Origin of the sequence: Poseidonocella pacifica, from assembly GCF_900111875.1 — a bacterium.
Lineage (GTDB): Bacteria > Pseudomonadota > Alphaproteobacteria > Rhodobacterales > Rhodobacteraceae > Poseidonocella > Poseidonocella pacifica.
In genome coordinates, this window is sequence record NZ_FOJU01000001.1 from 490561 (window position 1) to 509226 (window position 18666).

Sequence of the window (18666 nt, forward strand, 5' to 3'; positions counted from 1 at the left end):
GTCTTTTCATTCCGAAAGTTGCGATTCGCGCGGACCAACCGGGGTTGCCGGTGGATTCGCAAGGTGCCGGTCGATCACCCCCGCGATCCACGCGCCCAGCTCCACCGCCAGCGCCAGCGTCTCCCCCTGACGCGCCACCGTCACGCCGACAACCTCCCATCCCGCGCTGCCTTGCCGCAGGACCGGTGCGCCGGAATGGCCCGACCGCACCGGACAGCCAAGCCGGAACATCCCCGGCGGGCGGTTCAACAGCGGGCAATCGAGCCGCCCGGTCAGGATATGCGGATGGTCCTGCTGATACCCCACGATCCCGAGCGTGCCCCCCGCCCGGCCCGAGGCGGAGACGGGCAGGGGGGCGACCCCCGTCATGGGGTCGGCCAGCACCATGAGCGCCACGTCATAGCGAAAATTCCCCGCGCCGCCCTGTTGGCCCAAGGGGTGCTCGATCACCTCCCTGACCCGCGCGGCGGCGGCATAGGCCCCCCGGTCCCACCCGGCGACAAAGAACAGATCCGGGATCACCCCGTTGACCAGCCGGTTGCCCCGTTTCACGCAATGCGCCGCCGTCAGCACCAGATCCGGCGCGACCAGCGTGCCCGAACACAGGCGCCGCGTCTGAAATCCCCCCCGGTTGACCCGCCCCACGGCCACCCACGCGGGCCGCTCATCCTCCGCAATGATCGGCAGAAGAAGCTCCTCCGCCGAGGCTGGCCCAAAGGGGAGCAGGGCAAGGACAAGGGCGAAAAGCCGCCTCACGTCGGGTTCTCCGGATCCTGCCCAATGCTGCGCTGGAACGCGCGCCATTCCTTGTTGAATCTATATGATATAAGCTTGGTATCGTGCAGTGGTCGGCGGTTGATCCCTATCGGTAGAATTACAGATCCATCCCAAAACACCTTACTCAACTGAGGCGCCTTTAAGTTTACCTCGGTATAGTCGACTTGTCTTAAGGCCGCGCCATTGAGAGAGACCCTGAAGAGGTTGGTAGCGGCATCCATCGTTGTCTGGTCGAGTAAGGCCCCGTCTAACTCTGCCTCAGCAAGCTGTGCAGCTTGAAACTGCGCCCTGCTAAGTTCAGTCTCTTGAAGTTTCGCTTTTTCAAGAAAAGCCTTCTGCATCTGAGCATCCTCAAGCTGCCCGCCCTGCATCTGCGCCTCTGCAAGGCACGCGCCTTGTAGTCGAACTCCTTTGAGGTATGCACCCTGCATTTGCGAAGATACTAGCGTCGCCCCCTTCAGGCGCGCGTTGAATAGCACCGTCCCTTGCATCTGCGCTTCGTCTAGAAGTGCATTTTCAAGACGCCCATCTGTTATATCAGCTCTTTGCAGGCAGGTGCCCTGCAGGTCGATCCGGTATCGCTGCCAGACTCCGTTCTCATCATAGTAACCTTCGCGCGCAATCTGCTCAGTCGTTCTTCGGCCGATCACGCGCAGGGCAACCTGAATATCTTCGCGGGGTTTGGTAAGCTTCGACGCCCAGTCATGGATTTGGGCGCGCATCGTTTTAATGATGATGCCGTCCTCATCCCACTTCACGGCGAACCTTTCTTCCCAATCCTCTGGGAAGGGCGTGGCCAGCCGCGCCGGGGCGTTTTCGCGGATATAGGCGCAGAGGATTTCCATGATCTGCACGTGATCGCGCAGGCTATCCTGTGCGATGCGTTCCAGCGCATAGATCGCCCCGATCCGAACTTCGAGATTGGGCTTGGTCAGCGAAACGTTTCTCCACTCCGTCGTGACCTCGGGGTCAAGGGCGACACCGTCAGGTAGGTCCACTCGGTCGTCATGCCATTCGAATTCTAAATGGTCCTTGCCGTTTTCTTTCCATCCGATAATGCGCCCAAGTCGGTTCACCTCGGTTGTGGCGCCCAGCCCCTCCACTGCCTTGTTGATCCGGTCGGTGATGAGCCCCTGTTCGGCGATGTCGACTTGTTTATGCGCGACGTAGGAGCGCCAGATCACAAACGGAATACCGACGATTGCCGCAAGCACGAGGCCAGTGTTGCGGATCGCCTCTCCGGTGCCGACCGTGCGTGTCGTCGCATCAATATAGTCGTCTAGCGCGAACACGAACATGGCCACAGCAAAAGCTACGAATAAGACAAAAATCGGCGGACCAAGCCATCGCGCCTTGGTGAAATCCGGAAGGTCTCGCAAACCGAACCACCCTCGCCAGTCCTTTTTGTTCCTCAAAATCACATGCTCCAAATACCGTGGGTCCAGCATGCCCGGCCCGCGCGCCGCTGCCAAGCTGTATGGGGGTGCGCCTCGGGGTCGGGCGATTGGAGCGGTCGGGGAGTGGGCGGCGGGGCGTGCGTGTCACACGATCGTATGCCGCGGAGTCATACGATTGTCATACACATGTCATACGCCCCCCAATCGCCTTGCAATGCCCCGCCGGTCCACATAGGTTCCGGCAAAATTTCCGCGGGCCAACACCCGCGCCGACAAAAGGATACCTCCATGGAAGGCAACGCGTTCGCGCAGTTCATCCCGCTCATTCTGATCTTCGTGATCATGTATTTCCTGCTCATCCGTCCTCAGCAGAAGAAGCTGAAAGATCACCAGAAAATGGTCACGGCCCTGCGCCGCGGCGATCAGATCGTGACCCAGGGCGGGCTCATCGGCAAGGTGAGCAAAGTCAAGGAAGACGGTGAAATCGAAGTAGAAATCGCCGACGGCGTCAAGGTGCGGGTGGTCCAATCCACCGTCGCACAGGTGCTGAACAAGACCGAGCCGGCCAACTCCTGATCCGGCCGGGAGGCCTCCTGACATGCTGCAGATCGATCTGTGGAAACGCGTCCTGATATGGGGGCTCGTCGCGGTGGGCCTCGCCCTCGCGCTGCCGAACCTCTTTTACGGGCGGGTCGAGCAGGCCAACGATGCCCGCGCCGCCATGGTCGCCGGAACTGCCGGGGATGAGGTCGAAGCGCAGGCAGGACAGTGGCCCGATTGGCTCCCCTCGGGAATCGTCAATCTCGGGCTGGATCTGCGCGGCGGTGCGCATCTTCTGGCCGAAGTGAAGGTCGAGGATGTCTATGCCGCCCGCATGGAAGCGTTCTGGCCCGAGGTGCGCGATGCCCTGCGCGATGCGCGCTCCGAGGTCGGCACCATCCGCCTGCAGCCCTCCGAGGCAGATACACTTGTGGTCCGCGTCAGCGAACCGGGGGGCGCGGCCCGCGCCGCAGAGATCCTGCGCGGACTGGCGCAGCCCGTCGTTTCGCTCACCGGTGCCGGGGCGAGCGACATTGAGGTTACAACGCGCGGTCAGGATGTTCTCGTCACGCTGAGCGAAGCGGAACGCCTCGCCACGGATGAGCGTACCGTCCGCCAAAGCCTTGAAATCATTCGCCGCCGCATCGATGAGGTCGGTACCCGCGAACCCACGATCCAGCGTCAGGGCGCAGACCGCATCCTGATCCAGGTGCCCGGACTTGGGTCCGCACAGGAACTCAAGGATATCATCGGCACCACGGCGCAGTTGACGTTTCAGCCGGTTGTAACGCGCACATCCGATCCTGATGCCAATCCTGGCATTGGCGAGGAGATCCTGCCCAGCCTTGATGATCCGGACACCTATTATGTGTTGGAAACCGCGCCTGTCGTGACGGGCGAAGAGTTGACCGACGCACAGCCGACCTTTGACCAGAACAACCGCCCCGCGGTCAGCTTCCGGTTCAACCCGTCGGGCGCGCGCAAGTTCGGCGAGTATACCGCCGAAAATATCGGCTCCCCCTTTGCCATCGTGCTGGATGAGGAAGTCATTTCCGCCCCCGTGATCCAGAGCCACATCGCCGGCGGGTCAGGCATCATAACCGGCAATTTCGCGGTCGAGGAATCGACCCACCTTGCCGTGCTGCTGCGGGCAGGGGCCTTGCCAGCGGGGCTCGAATTCCTCGAAGAGCGCACCATCGGCCCCGAACTGGGGGCCGACAGTATCGAGGCGGGCAAGATCGCCAGCATGGTTGCTTTCGTCGGCGTACTGATCTTCATGGCAGCAAGCTATGGTCTCTTCGGCCTTTTCGCCAATATTGCGCTGCTTATCAACGTGGGGCTCATCTTTGGCCTGCTGTCTTTGATCGGGGCGACGTTGACCTTGCCGGGGATTGCGGGGATCGTGCTGACCATCGGTATGGCGGTCGATGCGAACGTGCTGATCTTTGAGCGTATCCGCGAAGAGGTGAAAACCGCGCGCGGCCCTGCGCGGGCCATCGAGCTTGGGTATGAACGGGCGCTTTCGGCAATCCTCGACGCCAATATTACCACATTCATTACCGCCGTGATCCTCTTTGTCATGGGTTCGGGTCCGGTGCGCGGCTTTGCCGTGACGCTTGGTCTCGGGATCCTGACATCGGTCTTCACGGCGATTTTCGTAACCCGGGTGCTTATCGTCATGTGGTTTGAGCGCCGACGCCCCAAAACGCTGGAGGTCTGAGATGCGCCTGCGCCTCGTTCCGCAAGAGACCAACTGGGATTTCTTCAGCCGCTCCAAGCTGTGGCTCGGGATATCCGCCGTGCTCGTCGTGCTGGCCCTGACGAGCTTCCTCGTTCGCGGCCTGAACTACGGGATCGATTTCGAGGGCGGCACGACCATCCGCACCGAAAGTGCGCAGCCCGTCGATGTCGGGGCGTACCGCGATACGCTCAACGCGCTGGAACTTGGGGATGTGTCGATTTCCGAAGTGTTCGACCCCAGCTTCGGGCCGGAAAAGAACGTCGCCATGATCCGCGTACAGGCGCAAGACGGTGCGGAGAGCGCCGATCCCGCCATGATCGCCGCGATCCAGAACGCGCTGCAAGAAGTGTCACCGGATGTCGAGTTTCTCTCAGTGGAATCTGTCGGCCCCAAGGTTTCTGGCGAGCTGATCCAGACGGCCGCGCTGGCGGTTGTCGCGGCGATTGGCGCCGTTCTGGTGTACATCTGGTTGCGCTTCGAGTGGCAATTTGCACTCGGCGCGGTGATTGCCCTCGTTCACGACGTGGTGCTGACGATGGGTGTCTTTTCGGAACTACAGATCCGGTTTGACCTCGCCATCATCGCGGCGCTTCTCACGATCGTGGGGTACTCGCTCAACGATACGGTTGTCGTCTTTGACCGGGTGCGGGAGAACCTGCGCAAGTACAAGAACCGGCCGCTGCGCGAAGTTCTGAACCTGTCGATCAACGAAACGCTGAGCCGCACGGTGATGACCTCCGTGACCACGCTGCTTGCGCTGTTCGCGCTCTTCGCGCTCGGCGGCGACGTGATCCGGGGGTTCGTTTTCGCGATGATCTGGGGTGTGATCGTCGGGACGTATTCGTCGATCTTCGTGGCCTCCGCCATGTTGCTGCGCCTTGGCATCAAGCGCGATTGGTCCAAGCCGGATGCCAACAAGGGCAATCAGTTCGCAAACGTCGATGCCTGAGATTTGGGGCAGGTAAAGGCTGTTGGGATCACTGAGGCATAGTCAGGCCTTTCGGGATCGCGCTTTGAAAGGTCTCCTCACACCAAATACCTGCTAGGTGGAGTTTGACCCCGTGCGGGAGGCGCTCTACCGTTGGGTGGCTTGGCCCGCACGCGCACTGCGGTGCTCCGCAGTTTGCCATATTGGGACGGAAAAGCGATGCGCCTGAACGAGATCCAGTATACCGACGCAGTGCCTGTGGATGGCTATGGACCGGGCTTTTTTCGCATCGGTGGCAAGCTTGTCGACGGCGCGGCCGTGATTGCGCCCGATGGCGTGACCGGCTGGGGCGGCTATGAAGATGTGGAAACGCTGCTTGCGCTTGCCGGGGCGATCGACGTCATCCTCATGGGTACAGGCGCGGAGATATCCCATATCCCTTCCGATCTTCGCAGATCGCTTGAAGATGCCGGCATCGGTGTTGAGGTCATGGCCTCTCCTTCGGCCTGCCGCACCTATAATGTCCTGCTCTCCGAAGGGCGGCGCGTGGCATTGGCCGTTCTTCCGGTCTGAGCGGGGGGCCATGAAGGTCACAATTTCCGATCTCGCAATCGCACGCGGGGGCATTCCGGTTCTGGAAGGTCTGTCGTTTGAGGTGCCCGCTGGGCGCGCTCTGATCCTTCGCGGGCCGAACGGGTTGGGCAAAACGACGCTGCTACGTACGCTGTCGGGGTTGCAGCCTCCGCTCGTCGGGCAAATTGATCCCGGACCCGAAGCGATGGCCTATGGCGCCCACGCGGATGGGTTGAAGGCCACCTTGACCGTTGCGGAGAATCTGACCTTCTGGGCAAAGGTCTTTGGCAAGGCGGACATCGCGCCCGCGCTTGATGCTTTTCGCCTGCGCGATTTGGCGGCGCGTCCCGCTGCAACGCTTTCGGCCGGACAAAAGCGGCGGCTTGGTTTGGCACGAATGGTCGTGACCGGGCGGCCTGTCTGGTTGCTCGATGAGCCGACGGTTTCGCTTGATACCCAAGCCGTTGAATGGTTCGCCGAGGCCGTACGTACGCATCTGGGGCAGGGGGGCTGCGCGATGATCGCCACGCATATCGACCTGCGGATCGAAGCGGATGTGCTCGACCTTTCACCGTTCCGCGCGAAGCCTGCGCGGGAAGCCGACGATTTCGCAGAGGCCTTCTTGTGATCGCTTTGCTCCTTCGTGACCTGCGCCTGGCGGTCCGTGCGGGCGGGGGCTTTGGCCTTGGTCTGGCGTTCTTCCTGATTGTGACGGTCCTCGTTCCGTTTGGTGTCGGCCCGCAGAGCGAGTTGCTCGCCCGGATTGCACCCGGCATCTTGTGGCTGGGGGCGCTGCTCGCATGCCTTCTGTCGCTCGACAGGATCTTCGCGCTGGAATGGGAGGATGGCTCGCTCGATCTGTTGGCTACGTCGCCGCTGCCGCTTGAGGGAATCGCGGCGATCAAGGCGCTGGCGCATTGGTTGACCTCCGCTTTGCCGCTGGTGGCCGCGGCCCCCGCGCTTGGCCTGCTGCTCTCCCTTCCTCAAGGTGGCTACCTGTGGCTCATGGTATCCCTTCTTGCCGGAACACCCGCCCTGAGCGTGATCGGGGCCTTCGGCGCGGCGCTGACCGTCGGGATCAAGCGGGGCGGGCTTTTGCTCAGCCTGCTGGTGCTTCCGCTCTATGTTCCGACTTTGATTTTCGGGGCAGAAGTGGCGCGAAGGGGGGCTGAAGGGCTGAACCCGATTACGCCGCTCCTGCTGCTTGCGGGAATTACCTGCGGCACTATCGCGCTTTTGCCATTTGCCTCCGCCGCTGTATTGCGTATCAACCTGCGCTGAACCAAACGGGAGAGATCATGGCATCGCTCTGGGAATATGCAAATCCGAGAAAGTTCATGGGGACGTCCGGCGCACTCCTGCCTTGGGTCTCCTATGGGGCTGGTGCGTGCCTTGTTGTGGGACTCTTTTGGGGTTTTTTCTTCACGCCCGACGACTATCGACAAGGCTCCACGGTAAAGATCATTTATCTGCATGTTCCGGCGGCTCTCATGGCGATCAACGCGTGGTTCATGATGCTGGTGGCGTCACTGATCTGGATCGTCCGGCGGCACCACGTCTCTGCGCTCGCGGCCAAGGCGGCTGCCCCCATCGGTGCGGTCATGACCGTCATCGCGCTATTGACCGGCGCGATCTGGGGCCAGCCGATGTGGGGCACGTGGTGGGCGTGGGATCCCAGGCTGACGTCGTTTCTTATCCTGTTTCTATTTTATCTGGGCTATATCGCCCTGTGGTCCGCGATCGAGAATGACGATACCGCGGCTGACCTGACTTCGGTGCTTTGCCTTGTGGGTTCGGTCTTTGCGGTGCTCTCGCGCTATGCGGTCAACTTCTGGAATCAGGGGCTTCATCAGGGCGCCTCTCTCAGCCTCGACAAGGAAGAGAACGTGGCCGACGTCTTTTACCTGCCTCTGCTCGTATGCATTGCGGGCTTTGTCTTGCTGTTTCTCGCCCTCGTCCTGCTGCGCACCCGGACAGAAATCCGCGCGCGGCGGACCCGCGCCCTTCTTGCACGGGAGCGGATGGCATGATGCCGGATCTTGGGAAATACGCGGATGCCGTGCTTTCGGCCTATGGGGTCAGCCTTGCGCTAATCTTTGGGCTCGTGGCTTTGAGTCTATGGCAATCCCGACGCGCCCTCGCGTCCCTCCGGGAGATCGAGGCACGAAAGGACCATGATCATGGCGCTTAGGCCGATGATGTTGATCCCACCGCTGGCATTCGCGGGATTGGCCACGATGTTTTTCGTCGGCATGATGCGGGAGGATCCCGACGGCCTCCCGTCGACACGGGCGGGCGGCCCGGCCCCTGTGGTTCAGATCACACCACTTGGTGACAAGCCACTCTTTGACGATGCAGCGCTGCGCGACGGTGAGGTCAAGCTGGTGAATTACTGGGCGAGTTGGTGCGCCCCGTGCCGGGTCGAGCACCCCAATCTTGCCGAACTCTCTGCAATGGGCATCCCGGTCTATGGGGTCAACTACAAGGACAAACCCGAGAATGCGCTCGGGTTTCTGGCGGAACTCGGCGATCCCTATGCCGCCATCGGGGCGGACGCCGACGGGCGCATGGCGCTTGAATGGGGCGTTTATGGCGTGCCGGAAACTTACGTGATCGACGGCGATGGGGTGATCCTGTCCCGTTTCGCAGGGCCGATAACCGACCGTGTCATGACCTCCACGATACTGCCCGCGATAGAAGCTGCCCGAAACTAGGCGCGCCGCGCCGCCGTGATCCAGATCCCGACCAGAACGAGGCTCAGCACCGCGTTCCACCCGGCCATGCTCAGCCCCGCGAGGGACCACGCGATATCGTCGCAGCGTACGATCGGCGCATTCTGAATCTGAGCGAGCAACTCTGTGGGAGAGAGGCCGCCGATGTTATTGGTGGCGGTGCAGGATGTGGGCCCTTCCCAAAAATCCCACTCCACCCCGGCATGATAGATCCCGATGGCCGCCGTAGCCGCGGCAGCCAGCGCCCCGAGGAGAGGCAGCGCCGCACCGGGAACGACGACGGCGACCGCCCCTATGAGGATCGCTGCGGCATGCGGCCAACGTTGCCAAAGGCACATCTTGCAAGGAGCAAGCCCCCCGAGATGCTGGAACGCGAATGCGCCGAGCAGAAGGGCGGCCGAGCCACCAGCGGCTAGGATGACGAGAAGGCGTCGGTTCATAGGAATTTCGCGGCATAAAAGCCGCCCAATAGAATGACCACGAAGAGGGTGAACATCAGGCCAAGCCGCTTTTCGATGAAATCGCGGATCGGGGCGCCGAATTTCCACAAGAGCGCCGCCACGATGAAGAACCGAAGGCCCCGCGCAAGCAGCGAGGTCGCCATGAACGTCAGGAGCGGCATTCCCGTCCAGCCCGACATGATCGTGATGACCTTGTAGGGGAAGGGCGTGACCCCAGCGATGAGCACCGCCCAGAAGCCGAAGTCGTTGAACCGCGTGTTGAAATGCGCCATCGCATCCCCCTTGCCGAGCGCCTCCAGTATCGGAGCACCGATCTGTTCGTAGAAGAAAGCCCCGATCATATAGCCGAGCAGCCCGCCCAAAACGGAGGCCGTCAGAGCCACCAGAGCGATGAGCCACGCACGGGACGGCCTTGCGATGATCATCGGGATCATCAAGACGTCAGGAGGAATTGGGAAGACGGAACTTTCGATGAAGGCGACTGCGGCCAGCACCCAGAGCGCGTTGCGGTGATGCGCCATGCGCAGGGTCCAGTCATATAGGGATCGCAGCACGGGCACCTCTTGGATTCTTCTTGGCCTTCTTAGACGCAAATTTCCTGTATCGAAATACCTCCCCTTGCTTGCAATTCGCCATCACGCGTTCCAAACGACCAAGAGAACGGAGTTTGTGCAATGTTGGCACCAAATCTGGAGTTACGGGTCGGTCGGTGGATCGATTTTCTGGCACAGGCGATGGCTTGGGGCGGGGGGTGCATCCTCGCGGCGATCAGTCTCATGACCGTGGTGTCGATTGTCGGGCGCGGACTTGACGGGCTGGGCCTTGGACCGGTCACCGGGGATTACGAGCTTGCGGCCATAGGAACGGCGATTGCCGTTTTCGGTTTCATGCCGTGGTGTCAGCTTCGACGCGGCCACGTCACAGTGGATATCTTCACCGGTCGTCTGCCATCGCGGATCCATGCGGGCTTCGGGTTTTTGGGGGATGTGCTCATCACGGTGTCCAGCGCAGTCATCCTGCGACAACTCTGGTTCGGCTTTGCGGAGAAATATCCTCACGGCAGCGACGCGTTTCGCGGCGCGCTCGGCATGGGGTACAAGCCGTTCTTCGCGGAAACGACCTATGAGTTGCAGATCCCTGTCTGGATTCCCTATCTCGCGGCGCTTTGTGGTTCGGCGCTTTTCCTGATGGTCAGCCTGTATACCTGTTGGCGCAGCCTCAACTGGGTGATTGCGGGAGAGGAAAAAGCAGCATGAGTGGTCTCGTCCTTGCGCTCATCGCCTTTGCGGCGATGATTGGTGCGGTATTTCTGCGGGTGCCGATTGCGCTGGCGATGGGGCTGACCGGGTTCTTCGGCACTTGGCACGTCCTTGGATCACCCAACGCGCCGCTCGCCCAGATGAAAACGTTGACCTATGAGACGTTTGCCAATCCCGGGCTTGCCATTGTTCCTCTGTTCCTGCTGATGGGCCAGTTTGCAACGCGAACGGGCATGTCCGCCGCGCTCTTTCGGGCCGCTTCCGATTGGTTCGGGCACCGGCGCGGTGGCATTGCCATGGCAAGCGTCGGGGCCTGCGCGGGATTTGGCGCGATTTGCGGCTCTTCGCTCGCCACCGCTTCGACGATGGGGCAGGTCGCACTGCCTGAGATGCGCTCGCGAGGCTATTCTGATGCCCTGAGCACCGGCGTACTGGCTGCGGGCGGCACGCTTGGCATCCTTATCCCGCCGTCAATCATCCTCGTGATCTACGCGATCATGGCCGAACAGAATATCGTCAAGATGTTCATGGCCGCGATCATACCCGGCGTCCTGGCAGCCATCGGTTACATTCTGACCGTCGCAGTCTATGTCCGTTTGCGGCCCGGTGCGGGGTCGATTGATGCGCGAGTTCCTTGGGCGGCACGCTGGCGGACGCTTTGGGCCACGTGGCCGGTGTTCGTCATCTTTGGGCTGACGATCGGCGGGATTGTCGGAGACTGGAACTGGGCCAAACCCGGACCGCAGGCGCTCTTTACGCCGGGCGAGGCGGCGGCCTTTGGTACGGTCGCGACCGGCCTTTATGGCATCGCCACGCGGCAACTTGGCTTGACCGTTTTCTTCGAGGCCGTGCTGGAGACGGCGAAGACCAGCGCGATGATCTATCTCATTTTGCTTGGGGCGGAGGTTCTGAAGGGCTTTCTTGCCCTGACCCGTGCGCCCGACCAATTGGCCGACTGGGTGCTTTCGCAGGGGTATGCCCCGTTGACCGTGCTGGCGATCATGTTGCTGTGCTACCTGATCTTCGGATGCCTGATGGACAGTCTCAGCATGATCTTGCTGACGATTCCCATCTTTCTGCCGGTGATTGCCGTGCTTGATTTTGGCCTGTCACCCGAAGAGACTGCCATATGGTTTGGCATCCTCGCGCTGATCGTGGTGGAGGTGGGCCTTATTACGCCCCCGGTGGGGATGAACCTTTTCATCATCAACCGGGTCGCTCCCGATATTCCCATGACCGCGACCTATCGCGGCGTGGCGCCGTTCGTCATGTCGGATCTGCTGCGGGTAGGTCTGCTGGTCGGCTTCCCCGGGATCACGCTCTGGTTGGTGAGATTTCTCTTCTGATTGCTCTTTACGCCCCCGTTTTGCTTCGCTAAATCGGGGAGCGAGCCCAAGTGGCGGAATGGTAGACGCAGGGGATTCAAAATCCCCCGTCCTAACGGACGTGCCGGTTCGAGTCCGGCCTTGGGTACCATAGCAAAGCACAGCTTTTGCGTGAAAACCGCCGGTCGCACGATCGGCGGTTTTTCGTTGTCTGGACCGCCTTGCAGGGGGCACCCTATACTCTCGTGGTCATCCTACCTGGGCTTTGCCCCTATCATGGTCATGCGACCTTCCTCGCCGATATCCCGAATCGCATTCAATTGCCGTACCCTGATGCGGCTACACTCGACTGGTTGCTATCAGATCATGCAGAAAGGCACGCCGAGCTTACATCTGCAGGTTTGAGGCGTGGACGTGGCTCCACGTCGCGATGTCTATTGTCGGCAGGCTCGGTATCCCGGAGACGGCTGAAGTGATCATCGAATCCCCAATTGTGAAACGGTTCGCAAACCTCTTGGCCGATGCGCGGGCAACCGACGTGCGTGGTGATGCAAGTTCCCTCGCCGCGCCCGACTACGACGAGGCCTTGGCCATCCAGCGACGTGTGCTGCCTTTGCTCGGGCCGCTGAGCGGTTTCAAGGTGGGGGCATTTCGGCCGGGCCAACCCGCCATGGCCCCGATCCCCTCCGCGCGGACATTCCCCAGTGGCTCGGATGTTCCGGTGCGAGAGATGCTAGGCATCGAGTTGGAGGTCGGCTTTGAGATATTGCGAGCGCCGGAACCGGCGATGCGCCACGCGCCGCAGGATTTCCTCCTCCCTCGGATCGTTTTGGAGCTTTGCGACCAGCGATTTGATGGGGATGCGCTCGACCCTGCGGTGAAGTTGGCAGATATGCAGCTCAATGACGGCGTCGTACTTGGGCCCGCATTGGCCGACTGGGATGGCAGCGACTTTGGTCGGCTGAACGCGCGTCTGCGATGTGGTGACACGACGGTCGTCGATGGCGAGGTCATTGTGCCGGGCGGCTCTGCGTTGAGCAATCTGTGGACATTGCTGGACCATCTCGGAAATCATTGCGGCGGTATCAAGGTTGGGCAAACTGTCATAACCGGGTCAGTCTCCGGTCTCACGGAGTTTCCGCCGGGAACGCAGGTGGATGGGATGATCGTCGGGTTTGCGCCCATCTCTTGCCGCCTCGTACAGGCTTGAGGTCGAAATCGATACTCATCGGGAATCCTGTCGTCTTGGTGCCTGACAACAGGGCGGTTTGTACCGTTAGAGATTCGTGCCAACACCCTCGACTTCTCGAAAGGGCGCGAGCCGGGTAAATGCGGTTTGATCGCCGGGCCGAAGCGTCAGCGCAGTTCGAGAACAGCTTCGACCTCCACCAACGAATTCGCAGGCAGGGAGCTTACGTTCACCGCCGTCCGGGCATGGCGCCCCGCATCTCCGAACAGGTCGATGAACAACTGCGATGCGCCGTTGAGGATAAATGGTCCCTCACCATAATCCGGATCGGCCGCGACATAGCCGTTGACCTTGATCACACCCGCGATGCGGTCAAGAGATCCCGCTACTTGCTGCGCGCAGAACAGCAGGTTGAGGACGCACATGCGCGCGGCGTCCTGCCCGATGGTCACGTCGAAGCCTTTGGAGATCGGGCCGAAGTACTTCGGCACGCCTTCCCATTCGCAAATCTGACCGGAGAGGAACAGCAGGTTGCCGCTGATTTTGCCGGGCAGGAATAGGGCACGCGACGGGGCGGAGGGGGGCAGGGCAAGGCCCATCTCGGAGAGTTTCGCCTCAATCGTCATTCGGGGTCCTCGGTTTTGGTCATTTGGACTGCCAAGCGGATCAGGGACAGGTCGGACCCACGTGGTCCGATGAGCGAAAGGCCAAATGGCGCACCGTCTACTTGGCCCGCGGGAAAGACCACCTGCGGCAAGCCCGCAAGCCCGGCGATGCACAGCAATTTTTGCGAGTGATGGCGATAGGTGTCAAAGACTTCCAGCGGCGCATCATGTCGGAAGGGCGCATCATGGCAAACGGGGGCGAGGATCACGCCCGCTTCTCCGAGTAGGCGCTGCACGTGCGCGGCATAGGCGGCGCGGTCGCGGCGGGCGGGGGCGATTTCAGCTTCGCTCAAGGCCTCGGCCGCGGATGCACGTTCGCGGATGCCGCGTACAAGGGGCATGCCGGATTGGCGGATGAAGGGCAGGATATGGTCCTTCGCATCCGCGCCCACTGTGGTCAGGAACATCTGATAGATCGTCTCGACGCCCTCGGGGTATAGGCCCGTCAGGTTGGTTGTCTCGACCCCGGCAAAGCCCTCCTCGCATTGTGCGCGTTGGTCCGGGCCAAGCTGGTCCATCATCTCAACCGGCCAGAGCAACCGAGGCGCCTCGGGCAACGGTGCGTCATCTGTCTGCAGCGCGCCATGGGCGCGGAGAAGCGTTTCCCCGTCACGCGCAAACAGCCCGCAGGTGTCATAGCTGGGCGCCAGAGGCATGACGCCATCCAGTGGAATACGCCCATGCGTGGGGCGCAGGCCCCAGATGCCGCAGAAGCTGGCAGGCGCGCGTACCGAACCGCCAGTGTCGGACCCGATCGCAATGTCCACCAGCCCACCCGCGACCGCCGCAGCCGACCCGGAGGAGGATCCGCCGGTGATGCGGCCCGGCGCGGCAGGGTTCTGCACATAGCCCATGTGTTCGTTCATACCGTACATCGACCAAGCGAGTTCGTCGGTGTGGGTCTTCGCGATGAAGCGTGCGCCAGCGTCCAGAAGCATCTGCGCGGCAGGACATGTCGCGGTCTTGACCTCAGACATCGCCAGAGCCAGCGGATTGCCATTTCCCGTGCGGTATCCCGCCACGTCGTAGATGTCCTTTACGCCAAGCGTTAGCCCGTCGAGCGGACCGGAACCGTTCGGCACGGCAACAGGCGGGTAGGGCATGAGGCAGTGATAGGGATCGTTCGGAAGGTCCATCGTCTACTCGGCAGCCAAGGTTTCATCGGCGCGCAGACATCCCACCCGGCGACGCTCGGACGGGGTGATCATCGGCGGGAGTGCCTCGCGGCAAGCGGATAGAGCGCGCGGACAACGCGGCGCGAAAGAACAGGCATCGGGCTTTGCCTCCAGCGCCGGGGGGCTGCCGGCGATGGCGTTGAGCCGTTCGCCGCGCGCCACATCATGCAGGTTGGCGGCAAGCAAGCCGCGCGTATATGGGTGACGTCCGTCGCGGATGATCTCCCGCGTTGTGCCTTCTTCGACGATCTGGCCCGCGTACATCACGGCAACACGCTCGGAGATTTCCACCGCAACGCCGATGTCATGGGTGACGAAAATCACGCCCATGCCAAACTCCTTCTGCAACTCGCGCAGGAGCAGAAGGATCTGGATCTGCACCGTGGCGTCGAGCGCGGTGGTTGGCTCATCGGCGAGCAGGAGCTTGGGCCGGCACGCAAGCGCAAGGGCGATCATCACGCGTTGCCGCATGCCGCCTGAAAGCTCGTGCGGATAGTTGTTCAACCGGCGGTTGGCCGATGGGATGCGCACCCGGTCCAGCATATCGAGCGCGGTCGACAGCGCGTCCTCTTTGGACAGTCCCTTGTGCCGCATGACGGTCTCGGCAATCTGGTGGCCCACGGTGTAGACCGGATCGAGTGCCAGCGCAGGTTCCTGAAACACCATGGAGACTTCGCCGCCCCGGTAGCGTTGCAGCGCTTTGCCGGACAGGGACAGCACATCGGTGCCGTTGACGTGGATCGAGCCGGCGATGTCTGTGCGTTTTGGGGGGAGCAGGCCAAGGAGTGCCTTGAGCGTCACCGACTTGCCAGAGCCGGACTCTCCGAGAAGGGCGAGCGTCTCTCCCTGTTTCATGGAGAGCGAGACGTCGTTGATCGCGTGGACCGTTCGCTTGCCCTTGAAGCGGATGGTGAGGTTCTGGATGTCGAGCAGGTTGGTCATTGTCCGTCCTCCAGTTCGGGCGCGGTCGGGGCGTTGGTGCGCGGTGTGTTTTGGCGAGAGCGGATCATGCGGGTATTCCCTGCCCGGCGCGGGGATGGCCCGACGCGGCATCGTACAGGTGGCAAACGACCATGTGGGCGGCGTTCTGTGCAAGGCCATCAAGCCGAGGCGCATCGGACTTGCAGACGTCGGAGGCAAAGCGGCAGCGGGTGTGAAACCGGCACCCCGAGGGCGGATTGATCGGGTTCGGAGGATCGCCCGCCAGCGGCGGTTCCTGCGTACGGTTGTCCGGATCCATGGATGGCATCGCGGAGAAGAGCGAGCGCGTATAGGGGTGGGCCTGGCTTTTCCAGATCGAGTCCACCGGAGCCACCTCCACGACCTCTCCGAGGTACATCACGAGAATGCGGTCGGAGATATAGCGGACGACGTTGAGATCGTGCGAGATAAAGATGTACGTCAGGCCGAACTCGGCCCTCAGATCGTTCAGGAGGTTGAGCACCTGCGCTTCTACGGACTTGTCGAGCGCAGAGACGGCTTCATCCAGCACCACAAGGCGCGGCGACATGGCGAGCGCTCTGGCGATGTTGACGCGTTGCCGTTGCCCGCCAGAAAGCTCGTGAGGGTATCTATGGGCGAACCGATTGGGGTTGAGCCCCACGCGATCCATCATTTTCCGGGCAAGGCCGTTGGGATCTTTCAACCCCTGTACCTTTGTGCCGAACGCCACTGAATCGAGGATCGTCAGGCGCGGATTGAGTGTGGCATAGCTGTCCTGAAACACCATTTGCACGCCCTTGCGAAGATCCTTGAGCGGGAGGCGCTGTCCCAGCGAAAGCCCGTCAAAGATGATCTCGCCCCGGTCTTTTTCTGTCAGGCCAATGAGCAGCTTTGCGGTCGTTGACTTGCCGCATCCGCTCTCTCCAACGATGCCGAGGGTCTCCCCCTTCTTCACCTCAAAGGAGACGCCATCGACGGCCTGCACCTTTGCTTGCGTGCGACCAAACAGGCCGCCGCGCACGGGGAAGTGTTTCTGGAGATCCTTCACGATGAGAAGCGGTTGGGCGGGACCGCCCGTGTCGGGTTTCGGTGCGTAGTCAGTCGCGGACATTCATTGCACTCCTCAGACCGTCGGACAGCAGGTTCAGGCACAGGGAGGTGACGAAGATCATCACCCCCGGCAGGGCAGACAGCCACGGGTTGACGTAAATGGCAGAGCGAAGGGTGTTGAGCATCAGGCCCCATTCCGGTTCCGGCGGTCGTACTCCGATGCCGAGAAAGCTAAGCCCCGCCGCGAGGATCATGCACACGCTCGTGAGGGAGGTGGCATAGACGAAGATCGGCGAAAGCACATTGCCGATGACGTGAACACGGATCACGGTCAGCGCACTGGCCCCCGTGGCGCGAGCAGCATCGATATAGTCGAGCGAACGAACGCCCGAGGTCACGGCCTCGGCCACGCGGGTGAGCGGCGGGATAAAGACGATCGTGAGTGAAACGAGCGAATTCACGATGCCCGCGCCCAAGGCACCGGAGATGGCGATCGCAAGCAGCACCGAGGGGAAGGCAAAGAAGACATCCACGGTTCTCATGATGATCGTGTTGGTGATGCCCCCGACATAGCCCGCCAAGATGCCGAGCGTGGAGCCGATGAAAAAGGCGAGAACCACCGGCATCAGCCCGATGAAGAGCGTCAGGCGGCCGCCATAGATCAGGCGTGCGAGCATGTCGCGACCCTGCTCATCAGTGCCAAGGATGTGCCCTTCGGTGCCCAACGGCTTGAGCCGGGCAATCATCGATCCCTTGTAAGGATCGGCAAGGCCGAGCCATGGTGCGAAAATCGCCCCGAGGATCAAGGCAAGGATTACCGACGCACAGATCACGGTGAGAGGATCGCGCACCAACCGTGCGCCCACGCCTGACCAATACCCTTGCGGGATGGCGATGGGTTCGGGTTCTGCGGGAAGGGTTTCGGAAAGGGCCATGGATCAGGTCCTCTGGACGCGGGGGTCGATGGCGGCTTGGGCCACATCGACGATCAGGTTCATCGCGACGAAAAACAGCGCGAGCACGAGAATGGTGCCTTGCAGCAACGGCAGATCGCGCTGGAAGATCGCGTTCGAAAGCAGAAAGCCGGAGCCGGGCCAGTTGAACACAGTTTCGATCAGGATCGACCCGCCCAGCAGGTAGCCCAATTGAAGCCCCATCACCGACAAGGCCGTGGCAGCGGCGTTGCGGGCCACATGGCGCAGCACGTCGGCGCGGCTCATCCCCTTGGCATAGAGCGCCTGTACGAAATCCTGTGTGAGAATCTCCCCCGCCAGAGCGCGAACGGTTCGCGCGACGATACCGATCGGAACCACCGCAAGCGTTACGGCGGGCAGGACAAGGTGGCGCATGTGCAGCCAGTTCCACTCCCATTCCGACGATCCGCCGGGGCCCGCGCCCATGGAAGGCAACCAACCCAGATTCACCGAGAATATGATGACGAGGACGATCCCCAGCCAATAGTTCGGCACGGAGACACCAGCGATGGAGACGGCCGTGACGACGCGGTCGATCCACGTGTCACGGAAATAGCCGGCGAGAAACCCGAGGAAAATGCCGATGGGGAAGGCGATCACGGCTGCGGAGAGGGCGAGCAACAGCGAGTTCTGAACCGCACCGAACACCTCGCCGGCGACGGGCCTGCCTGTTGCGATCGATTTGCCCATATCGCCTTGCACGAGGTTTCCGATCCAGAAGGCGTATTGGACGGGCAACGGCTTATCGAGGCCGTAGGCCGCGCGCATGGCGTCCTGTTCCTCGGCGGTGGCATCGACGGGCATGATGGCGGTCAGCGGGTCGCCGGGAGCGATCTGGACCAGCAGGAAACAGATGACCGAAACCCCGAAGGCTACGGGCAAAACGAGTATGAGGCGGCGAATGAGATAAGTCAGCAAGGGGCGAGCTTTCCGAAGTT

At 61.7% G+C, this 18666-nt stretch carries 22 protein-coding genes and 1 tRNA gene; 13 read left to right on the forward strand and 10 right to left on the reverse strand.

The window, feature by feature from the left end:
- Positions 1-6: 6 nt before the first annotated feature.
- Both BM234_RS02315 and BM234_RS02320 read right to left on the reverse strand, forming a co-directional pair.
- Positions 7-756, reverse strand: coding sequence for a trypsin-like serine peptidase (locus tag BM234_RS02315; RefSeq protein WP_175501181.1), 750 nt, complete (start codon positions 754-756; stop codon positions 7-9).
- Positions 753-2225, reverse strand: a complete 1473-nt coding sequence (locus tag BM234_RS02320) for a pentapeptide repeat-containing protein (protein ID WP_092060224.1) — start codon at positions 2223-2225, stop codon at positions 753-755. The genes BM234_RS02315 and BM234_RS02320 overlap by 4 nt, the downstream gene beginning before the upstream one ends.
- A 237-nt stretch (positions 2226-2462) precedes the next feature.
- Between BM234_RS02320 and yajC the strand changes: the two genes are divergently transcribed.
- The 9 genes from yajC to BM234_RS02365 all read left to right on the forward strand — a co-directional run bounded on the left by yajC (position 2463) and on the right by BM234_RS02365 (position 8670).
- Positions 2463-2750, forward strand: coding sequence for a preprotein translocase subunit YajC (gene yajC, locus BM234_RS02325; protein ID WP_092060226.1), 288 nt, complete (start codon positions 2463-2465; stop codon positions 2748-2750).
- Between the two features lie 22 nt (positions 2751-2772).
- Positions 2773-4434 (forward strand): protein translocase subunit SecD, encoded by a 1662-nt coding sequence (gene secD / locus BM234_RS02330; RefSeq protein WP_092060228.1) that lies wholly within the window; start codon positions 2773-2775, stop codon positions 4432-4434.
- Position 4435: 1 nt separating this feature from the next.
- The gene (secF, locus tag BM234_RS02335; RefSeq protein ID WP_092060230.1) at positions 4436-5404 is read left to right on the forward strand and encodes a protein translocase subunit SecF; all 969 of its coding nucleotides are present in this window, start codon (positions 4436-4438) and stop codon (positions 5402-5404) included.
- Between the two features lie 198 nt (positions 5405-5602).
- Positions 5603-5956: an Mth938-like domain-containing protein gene (locus BM234_RS02340; RefSeq protein WP_092060232.1), complete on the forward strand. Its 354-nt coding sequence runs from the start codon at positions 5603-5605 to the stop codon at positions 5954-5956.
- Positions 5957-5966: 10 nt separating this feature from the next.
- Positions 5967-6584 carry a heme ABC exporter ATP-binding protein CcmA gene (gene ccmA, locus BM234_RS02345; protein ID WP_092060234.1) on the forward strand — a complete coding sequence of 206 codons (618 nt, stop codon included), beginning with the start codon at positions 5967-5969 and terminating at the stop codon, positions 6582-6584.
- On the forward strand, positions 6581-7237 hold the full coding sequence (gene ccmB / locus BM234_RS02350) for a heme exporter protein CcmB (RefSeq protein ID WP_092060236.1): 657 nt from the start codon (positions 6581-6583) through the stop codon (positions 7235-7237). The genes ccmA and ccmB overlap by 4 nt, the downstream gene beginning before the upstream one ends.
- A 17-nt stretch (positions 7238-7254) precedes the next feature.
- A complete protein-coding gene (locus tag BM234_RS02355) occupies positions 7255-7986 on the forward strand; it encodes a heme ABC transporter permease (RefSeq protein ID WP_175501182.1) in 732 nt (243 codons plus the stop codon).
- Positions 7983-8147 carry a heme exporter protein CcmD gene (gene ccmD, locus BM234_RS02360; protein WP_092060241.1) on the forward strand — a complete coding sequence of 55 codons (165 nt, stop codon included), beginning with the start codon at positions 7983-7985 and terminating at the stop codon, positions 8145-8147. Before BM234_RS02355 ends, ccmD begins: the two co-directional genes overlap by 4 nt.
- Before the next feature lie 7 nt (positions 8148-8154).
- Positions 8155-8670: a DsbE family thiol:disulfide interchange protein gene (locus BM234_RS02365; RefSeq protein WP_092061311.1), complete on the forward strand. Its 516-nt coding sequence runs from the start codon at positions 8155-8157 to the stop codon at positions 8668-8670.
- Here the strand turns inward: BM234_RS02365 and BM234_RS02370 are convergent.
- Together BM234_RS02370 and BM234_RS02375 are read right to left on the reverse strand one after the other, a co-directional pair.
- A complete protein-coding gene (locus BM234_RS02370; protein WP_092060243.1) occupies positions 8667-9128 on the reverse strand; it encodes a disulfide bond formation protein B in 462 nt (153 codons plus the stop codon). The genes BM234_RS02365 and BM234_RS02370 overlap by 4 nt on opposite strands.
- Positions 9125-9703 carry a YqaA family protein gene (locus BM234_RS02375; RefSeq protein WP_092060245.1) on the reverse strand — a complete coding sequence of 193 codons (579 nt, stop codon included), beginning with the start codon at positions 9701-9703 and terminating at the stop codon, positions 9125-9127. Before BM234_RS02375 ends, BM234_RS02370 begins: the two co-directional genes overlap by 4 nt.
- A gap of 120 nt (positions 9704-9823) precedes the next feature.
- Here BM234_RS02375 and BM234_RS02380 point away from each other — a divergent pair, with 120 nt between their 5' ends.
- From BM234_RS02380 to BM234_RS02395, 4 genes are all read left to right on the forward strand, one after another.
- A complete protein-coding gene (locus BM234_RS02380) occupies positions 9824-10405 on the forward strand; it encodes a TRAP transporter small permease (RefSeq protein ID WP_092060247.1) in 582 nt (193 codons plus the stop codon).
- A complete protein-coding gene (locus BM234_RS02385; RefSeq protein WP_092060249.1) occupies positions 10402-11754 on the forward strand; it encodes a TRAP transporter large permease in 1353 nt (450 codons plus the stop codon). The genes BM234_RS02380 and BM234_RS02385 overlap by 4 nt, the downstream gene beginning before the upstream one ends.
- A 44-nt stretch (positions 11755-11798) precedes the next feature.
- Positions 11799-11884: transfer RNA gene (locus tag BM234_RS02390), tRNA-Leu, on the forward strand.
- A gap of 321 nt (positions 11885-12205) precedes the next feature.
- Positions 12206-12943 carry a hydratase gene (locus tag BM234_RS02395; RefSeq protein WP_245752451.1) on the forward strand — a complete coding sequence of 246 codons (738 nt, stop codon included), beginning with the start codon at positions 12206-12208 and terminating at the stop codon, positions 12941-12943.
- Positions 12944-13089: 146 nt separating this feature from the next.
- Here BM234_RS02395 and BM234_RS02400 read toward each other — a convergent pair whose 3' ends face one another.
- The 6 genes from BM234_RS02400 to BM234_RS02425 all read right to left on the reverse strand — a co-directional run bounded on the left by BM234_RS02400 (position 13090) and on the right by BM234_RS02425 (position 18646).
- The gene (locus BM234_RS02400; RefSeq protein WP_092060251.1) at positions 13090-13548 is read right to left on the reverse strand and encodes a RidA family protein; all 459 of its coding nucleotides are present in this window, start codon (positions 13546-13548) and stop codon (positions 13090-13092) included.
- The gene (locus BM234_RS02405) at positions 13545-14723 is read right to left on the reverse strand and encodes an amidase (RefSeq protein ID WP_092060253.1); all 1179 of its coding nucleotides are present in this window, start codon (positions 14721-14723) and stop codon (positions 13545-13547) included. The genes BM234_RS02400 and BM234_RS02405 overlap by 4 nt, the downstream gene beginning before the upstream one ends.
- A 3-nt stretch (positions 14724-14726) precedes the next feature.
- Positions 14727-15704 carry an ABC transporter ATP-binding protein gene (locus tag BM234_RS02410; protein WP_092060255.1) on the reverse strand — a complete coding sequence of 326 codons (978 nt, stop codon included), beginning with the start codon at positions 15702-15704 and terminating at the stop codon, positions 14727-14729.
- 64 nt (positions 15705-15768) lie between these two features.
- A complete protein-coding gene (locus BM234_RS02415) occupies positions 15769-16815 on the reverse strand; it encodes an ABC transporter ATP-binding protein (protein ID WP_092060257.1) in 1047 nt (348 codons plus the stop codon).
- The gene (locus BM234_RS02420) at positions 16802-17689 is read right to left on the reverse strand and encodes an ABC transporter permease (protein WP_092060259.1); all 888 of its coding nucleotides are present in this window, start codon (positions 17687-17689) and stop codon (positions 16802-16804) included. The genes BM234_RS02415 and BM234_RS02420 overlap by 14 nt, the downstream gene beginning before the upstream one ends.
- Positions 17690-17692: 3 nt before the next feature.
- Positions 17693-18646 (reverse strand): ABC transporter permease, encoded by a 954-nt coding sequence (locus BM234_RS02425; RefSeq protein WP_092060261.1) that lies wholly within the window; start codon positions 18644-18646, stop codon positions 17693-17695.
- Between the last annotated feature and the right edge of the window lie 20 nt (positions 18647-18666).